This is a genomic window from Pseudomonas sp. 2VD (genome assembly GCF_005503585.1).
Taxonomy (GTDB): domain Bacteria; phylum Pseudomonadota; class Gammaproteobacteria; order Pseudomonadales; family Pseudomonadaceae; genus Pseudomonas; species Pseudomonas aeruginosa.
In genome coordinates this window covers 1-4,028 of sequence record NZ_SCND01000464.1, presented here as the reverse complement: position 1 = coordinate 4,028, position 4,028 = coordinate 1, and the positions used below count along the sequence as shown (strand labels likewise).

Sequence of the window (4,028 nt, the reverse complement as noted above, 5' to 3'; positions counted from 1 at the left end):
GCGTATGGTCGAGCGCCTCCTGGCGGCCGCGCGCGGCATGGATGAACAGCTCCATCTGCTCGCGCACGCTGGGCTGGCCGATGTAGTCGGCCAGCTTCAGCGGGCGAATGGCGCGGTCCAGCTGCTCATCGCGTTCGCGACCGGAAACGGCGGATATGAGGCGATCAGGCTCGATCATCGGGCGCCACCTAGACCATGCCCTTCAGGGCCTGGCGGATCATTTCTTCGCTGGACAAATCCTCTCCCGGTACGGCTGCGACGGCACGACTGGCTTCCTGTGGCTTGAAGCCGAGGGCGATCAGCGCGCTGACTGCATCGGCCTCGGCGCTTGAGACTGTAGCGCTGGCACGGGGTTCCATCACCAACGGTGCAATCGTGGGCATGTTTTCCCAAGCCTTGAAGCGGTCCTTCAACTCCACAAGCAGGCGCTCGGCGGTCTTCTTGCCAACACCGGGGATCTTCACCAGGGTGGAGGTGTCCTGTGCCTGGACGCAACGCACCAGTTCGTCCACTTCCAGGCCCGACATCAGCGCCAGAGCCAGTTTCGGACCCACGCCGTTGAGCCGGATCAGCTCACGGAACAGCTCTCGCTCGCGCTTTTCGGCGAAGCCATAGAGCAAGTGCGCATCCTCACGCACAACCAGATGGGTATGCAAGGTCACCGGCTCGCCTACCGAAGGCAACCGATAGAGGGTCGTCATCGGCACTTCCACTTCATAGCCGACGCCATTCACATCGAGGATCAGGTGCGGCGGCTGTTTCTCCGCCAGGGTGCCACGCAAGCGTCCGATCACGAAGAGCTTTCCTTATTCAAAGACGCAGGCGCCCGCCACGTCGGCGTGCGCCCACCAGGCCATGGGGGACCAGACTCTGTTGGGTATGGGCATGACACAGGGCGATGGCCAGGGCATCGGAGGCATCGATCTGCGGTTTCTGGGTCAGCTTCAACAGATGCATGACCATCATCTGCACCTGCTGCTTGTCTGCACCGCCGGTCCCCACGACTGCCTGCTTGACCTGCGAGGCGGTGTACTCCGCCACGCTCAACCCCTCCTCCATCGCCGCGACGATGGCCGCCCCCCGCGCCTGCCCCAGCTTCAGGGCCGAATCGGCGTTGCGCGCCATGAACACCTGCTCGATGCTCAGGGCCGTCGGGCCATGGGTGCGGATCACCTCGCGGACGCTGCGAAACACCACGTGCAGACGCTCGTGCAAGGGGCCATTACCGGTCCGTATACATCCGGACGCCACGTATTCGCAACCGCGCGCCGTTTCCCGCACCACGCCGAAGCCGGTGATGCGCGAGCCCGGGTCAATCCCTAGAATCAAAGTCATAAGCTGGATACTAAAAGCCGGAAGCGGGGTTCGAACGCATCAAGCGTACCCCACTTCCGGCTTCGCGTTATCGCTCCGATCGGCTCAGCCGAGCTGCGCCATCACGTCGTCCGGGATATCGGCATTGGAATAGACGTTCTGCACGTCGTCCAGGTCCTCGAGCATGTCGATCAGCTTGAGCACCTTCTGCGCGGTTTCCAGGTCCAGGGTCGCGGTGGTCGAAGGGATCATGGTGACTTCGGCTTCGTCGCCCTTGAATCCGGCGGCGGCCAGCGCCTCGTTCACCGAAATGAAGTCGGCGAAGGTGGTGAACACGTCGATGGAGCCATCGTCGTTGACTACCACGTCATCGGCGCCAGCCTCCAGGGCCGCGTCCATCAGCGCTTCCTCGTCCACGCCGGGAGCGAAGCTGATCTGTCCCTTGCGCTCGAACATGTAGGCGACCGAACCATCGGTACCCAGGTTGCCGCCACACTTGCTGAAGGCATGACGCACTTCCGCAGCGGTACGGTTGCGGTTGTCGGTCATCGCCTCGACGATGATCGCTACGCCGCTCGGCGCATAGCCTTCATAGGAAAGCTCGACCATGTTGTCGGCATCGTTGGAGCCGACGCCGCGCGCAATGGCACGATCGATGGTATCGCGGGTCATGTTGGCGGTCAGCGCCTTGTCCACGGCCAGGCGCAGACGCGGGTTGTCCGCCGGTACGCCGCCGCCCTGCCTTGCAGCGACGGTCAGCTCACGGATCAGCTTGGTGAATATCTTGCCTTTCTTGGCATCTTGCCGCTCTTTGCGGTGCTTGATGTTGGCCCATTTAGAATGACCAGCCATAACTCACTCCGTATTGCTCTCTCGGCAGGAGGCGCCGCAAGCGGCGCCACCGCGGGTTGATTCGAATCACTCGGCCTTCGGCTGCTCGCGCAGGCGAATGTGCAGCTCGCGCAGGGCCTTGCCGTCCACGGAACCCGGTGCCTGGGTCATGACGTCGCCAGCGCTCTGGGTCTTCGGGAAAGCGATCACTTCGCGGATCGACGATGCACCGGTCATCAGCATGACCAGGCGATCCAGGCCGAAGGCCAGGCCGCCATGCGGCGGCGCACCGTACTTGAGCGCGTCGAGCAGGAAGCCGAACTTCTCTTCCTGCTCCGCCTCGTCGATGCCCAGCACGCGGAACACCGCCTGCTGCATGGACTTGTCGTGGATGCGGATGGAACCGCCACCCAGCTCGGTGCCGTTGAGCACCATGTCGTAGGCGCGGGAAAGCGCCGCGCCCGGATTGGCCTCAAGCTCGGCCGGGGTGCACTTGGGCGAGGTGAACGGGTGGTGCAGCGCGGACAGCGAGCCGTCGTCGTTCTCCTCGAACATCGGGAAGTCCACGACCCACATGGGCGCCCATTCCCGGGTGAGCAGCTTGAGGTCATGGCCGACCTTGATACGCAGCGCGCCCAGGGCATCGCAAACGATCTTGGCCTTGTCGGCGCCGAAGAACACGATGTCCCCGTCGACCGCGCCAACGCGATCGAGGATCACGTTCAGGTTGGCCTCGGGGATGAACTTCACGATCGGCGACTGCAGGCCTTCCACGCCCTTGGCGCGCTCGTTGACCTTGATGTAGGCCAGGCCCTTGGCACCATAGATGCCGACGAACTTGGTGTAGTCGTCGATCTGGCTGCGCGGCATGGAGGCGGCGCCCGGTACACGCAGGGCGGCGACACGCCCCTTCGGATCGTTGGCCGGACCGGAGAAGACCTTGAACTCCACTTCCTTCAACTGGTCGGCGACGTCCACCAACTCCAGCGGGATGCGCAGGTCGGGCTTGTCCGAACCGTAGCGGCGCATGGCCTCTTCGAACGGCATGTGCGGGAACTCGTCGAACTCGACGTCCAGCACTTCCTTGAACAGCTGGCGCACCATCTTCTCGGTGATGCCGATGATGTCGCTCTCGTCGAGGAAGCTGGTCTCGATGTCGATCTGGGTGAATTCCGGCTGGCGGTCGGCACGCAGGTCCTCGTCACGGAAGCACTTGGCGATCTGGTAGTAGCGATCGAAGCCGGCGACCATCAGCAGTTGCTTGAACAGCTGCGGCGACTGCGGCAGGGCGAAGAAGTGGCCCGGGTAGGTACGGCTCGGCACCAGGTAGTCGCGCGCGCCTTCCGGCGTCGGCCGGCCGAGGATCGGGGTCTCGACGTCGAGGAAGCCGTTGTCGTCCAGGTAGCGGCGAATGCTGCTGGTGATGCGCGCGCGCAGCTTCAGCTTGGCAGCCATCTCCGGACGACGCAGGTCGATGAAGCGGTAGCGCAGGCGGGTTTCCTCGCCCACATCGGAATATTCATCCAACGGGAACGGCGGAGTCTCGGCCTGGTTCAGCACTTCCAGTTCGTAGCCCAGTACCTCGATGGAGCCAGACGCCATGTTCGGGTTGCGCGCACCTTCAGGGCGCAGGCGCACCTTGCCGGTGATCTTCACCACGAACTCGCTGCGCACCCGGTCGGCCTTGGCGAAGGTTTCCGCACGGTCCGGATCGAACACCACCTGGGCCAGCCCCTCGCGATCGCGCACATCGAGGAAGATCACTCCACCATGGTCGCGGCGGCGGTGAACCCAACCGCAAAGGGTGACTTCCTGGCCGTCCAGGCTCTCGTTCAGTTGGCCGCAATAGTGGCTGCGCATCATGGTGTGGTTCGCTTCTCGTA

At 63.7% G+C, this 4,028-nt stretch carries 4 protein-coding genes and 1 pseudogene; all 5 read right to left on the bottom strand.

The features are described from left to right. Window positions 1-178 (bottom strand): annotated as a pseudogene (locus tag FFS27_RS29780) (Holliday junction branch migration DNA helicase RuvB); the annotation flags it as partial. Between the two features lie 10 nt (window positions 179-188). Beyond that, a complete protein-coding gene (ruvA, locus tag FFS27_RS29775; RefSeq protein ID WP_003086122.1) occupies window positions 189-794 on the bottom strand; it encodes a Holliday junction branch migration protein RuvA in 606 nt (201 codons plus the stop codon). Between the two features lie 16 nt (window positions 795-810). After that, the gene (gene ruvC, locus FFS27_RS29770; RefSeq protein ID WP_003112575.1) at window positions 811-1,335 is read right to left on the bottom strand and encodes a crossover junction endodeoxyribonuclease RuvC; all 525 of its coding nucleotides are present in this window, start codon (window positions 1,333-1,335) and stop codon (window positions 811-813) included. A gap of 84 nt (window positions 1,336-1,419) precedes the next feature. Further along, window positions 1,420-2,166 (bottom strand): YebC/PmpR family DNA-binding transcriptional regulator, encoded by a 747-nt coding sequence (locus FFS27_RS29765; protein ID WP_003086107.1) that lies wholly within the window; start codon window positions 2,164-2,166, stop codon window positions 1,420-1,422. A gap of 66 nt (window positions 2,167-2,232) precedes the next feature. Continuing rightward, complete coding sequence (gene aspS / locus FFS27_RS29760) at window positions 2,233-4,008, bottom strand: aspartate--tRNA ligase (RefSeq protein ID WP_003123218.1); 1,776 nt, start codon at window positions 4,006-4,008, stop codon at window positions 2,233-2,235. Window positions 4,009-4,028 lie beyond the last annotated feature (20 nt).